The following is a 3025-nucleotide window of genomic DNA, read 5'->3' as shown; positions in this document are numbered from 1 at the left end:
GTAATATCTACTTTAGTCATTAACTTCTGTCTTAACTGTCACACAAAACGCGTTTGGCGTTGTATGGTTAAGCCTCACGGGTAATTAGTACAAGTTAGCTTAATGGCTCACACCACTTCCACATCTTGCCTATCAACGTTGTAGTCTTCAACGGCCCTTCAGAGACTTTAAAAGTCTAGTGAGAACTCATCTCGAGGCCTGCTTCGCGCTTAGATGCTTTCAGCGCTTATCAGTTCCGAACGTAGCTACCGGGCAATGCCATTGGCATGACAACCCGAACACCAGCGGTTCGTTCACTCCGGTCCTCTCGTACTAGGAGCAACCCCTCTCAATTCTCAAACGCCCACGGCAGATAGGGACCGAACTGTCTCACGACGTTCTAAACCCAGCTCGCGTACCACTTTAAATGGCGAACAGCCATACCCTTGGGACCGACTTCAGCCCCAGGATGTGATGAGCCGACATCGAGGTGCCAAACACCGCCGTCGATATGAACTCTTGGGCGGTATCAGCCTGTTATCCCCGGAGTACCTTTTATCCGTTGAGCGATGGCCCTTCCATTCAGAACCACCGGATCACTATGACCTACTTTCGTACCTGCTCGACGTGTCTGTCTCGCAGTTAAGCTGGCTTCTACCATTACACTAACCGTACGATGTCCGACCGTACTTAGCCAACCTTCGTGCTCCTCCGTTACTCTTTGGGAGGAGACCGCCCCAGTCAAACTACCCACCAGGCACTGTCCGTAACCCCGATTCAGGGGCCAACGTTAGAACATCAAAACTACAAGGGTGGTATTTCAAGGACGACTCCAACAAGACTAGCGTCTCATCTTCAAAGTCTCCCACCTATCCTACACATGTAGGTTCAATGTTCAGTGCCAAGCTGTAGTAAAGGTTCACGGGGTCTTTCCGTCTAGCCGCGGGTACACAGCATCTTCACTGCGATTTCAATTTCACTGAGTCTCGGGTGGAGACAGCGTGGCCATGGTTACACCATTCGTGCAGGTCGGAACTTACCCGACAAGGAATTTCGCTACCTTAGGACCGTTATAGTTACGGCCGCCGTTTACCGGGGCTTCGATCAAGAGCTTCTCCGAAGATAACCCCATCAATTAACCTTCCGGCACCGGGCAGGTGTCACACCGTATACGTCATCTTGCGATTTTGCACAGTGCTGTGTTTTTAATAAACAGTCCCAGCCACCTGGTCACTGCGGCTCCCGTCCGCTTAGAGAGCAAGTCTCATCACAGATAGGAGCGTACCTTCTCCCGAAGTTACGGTACGATTTTGCCTAGTTCCTTCACCCGAGTTCTCTCAAGCGCCTTAGTATTCTCTACCTGACCACCTGTGTCGGTTTGGGGTACGATTCGGTATAATCTGAAGCTTAGAGGCTTTTCCTGGAAGTATGGCATCAGCAACTTCACTACCGTAGTAGCTCGTCTCGTGTCTCAGGTTTAATGTTCGTCCGGATTTACCTAAACAAACGCCCTACTCACTTTCACATGGACAACCATCGCCATGCTTGCTTAGCCTTCTCCGTCCCCCCATCGCAATTATACCAAGTACGGAAATATTAATCCGTTTCCCATCGACTACGCCTTTCGGCCTCGCCTTAGGGGTCGACTTACCCTACCCTGATTAACATGGGATAGGAACCCTTGGTCTTCCGGCGTGCGGGTTTTTCACCCGCATTATCGTTACTCATGTCAGCATTCGCACTTCTGATACGTCCAGCATACCTCCCGGTACACCTTCAACCGCTTACAGAACGCTCCCCTACCACTCATACAAAGTATGAATCCGCAGCTTCGGTGCATAGTTTAGCCCCGTTACATCTTCCGCGCAGACCGACTCGACCAGTGAGCTATTACGCTTTCTTTAAAGGATGGCTGCTTCTAAGCCAACCTCCTGGCTGTCTGGGCCTTTCCACATCGTTTCCCACTTAACTATGACTTTGGGACCTTAGCTGGCGGTCTGGGTTGTTTCCCTCTTCACGACGGACGTTAGCACCCGCCGTGTGTCTCCCGGATAGTACTTTACGGTATTCGGAGTTTGCAAAGGGTTGGTAAGTCGGGATGACCCCCTAGCCTTAACAGTGCTCTACCCCCGTAAGTATTCGTCCGAGGCTCTACCTAAATAGATTTCGGGGAGAACCAGCTATCTCCCGGTTTGATTAGCCTTTCACTCCTAGCCACAGGTCATCCCCTAACTTTTCAACGTTAGTGGGTTCGGTCCTCCAGTTGATGTTACTCAACCTTCAACCTGCCCATGGCTAGATCACCGGGTTTCGGGTCTATACCTTGCAACTATTCGCCCAGTTAAGACTCGGTTTCCCTACGGCTACCCTAATCGGTTAACCTCGCTACAAAATATAAGTCGCTGACCCATTATACAAAAGGTACGCAGTCACAGAACAAGTCTGCTCCTACTGCTTGTACGTACACGGTTTCAGGTTCTATTTCACTCCCCTCACAGGGGTTCTTTTCGCCTTTCCCTCACGGTACTGGTTCACTATCGGTCAGTTGGGAGTATTTAGCCTTAGATGATGGTCCACCTATATTCAGTCAAAGTTTCACGTGCTCCGACCTACTCGATTTCACTTAAAATGTCTTTTCATGTACGGGACTATCACCCTGTATCGTGGCACTTTCCAGAGCCTTCCATTAACACATAATAAGCTTAAGGGCTGTTCCGATTTCGCTCGCCGCTACTTTCGGAATCTCGGTTGATTTCTTTTCCTACGGGTACTTAGATGTTTCAGTTCTCCGCGTTCGCCTCGTTAACCTATGTATTCAGTTAACGATACCTGCAAGCAGGTGGGTTTCCCCATTCGGAAATCCTAGTCTCAAGTGCTTTTTACTAGCTTGACTAGGCTTATCGCAAGTTAATACGTCCTTCATCGCCTCCAACTGCCAAGGCATCCACCGTGTACGCTTAGTCACTTAACCATACAACCCAAACGGGTCTTTGTTTTGTGACAGTTTAACTTCGCCAGAAGTTAATATTGAATACTAAAGTAGATA

General features: G+C 49.5%; 1 rRNA gene. It reads right to left on the bottom strand.

Going from position 1 to position 3025, the window contains the following annotated elements:
* Positions 1 to 63 precede the first annotated feature (63 nt).
* Positions 64 to 2950 (bottom strand): 23S ribosomal RNA (locus AC27JL_RS18815).
* Positions 2951 to 3025 lie beyond the last annotated feature (75 nt).

It is taken from the genome of Pseudoalteromonas sp. 4NS20-0020, assembly GCF_057554385.1.
The sequence above is the reverse complement of the archived record's forward strand: the minus strand, read 5'-3'. Positions and strand labels throughout refer to the sequence as shown.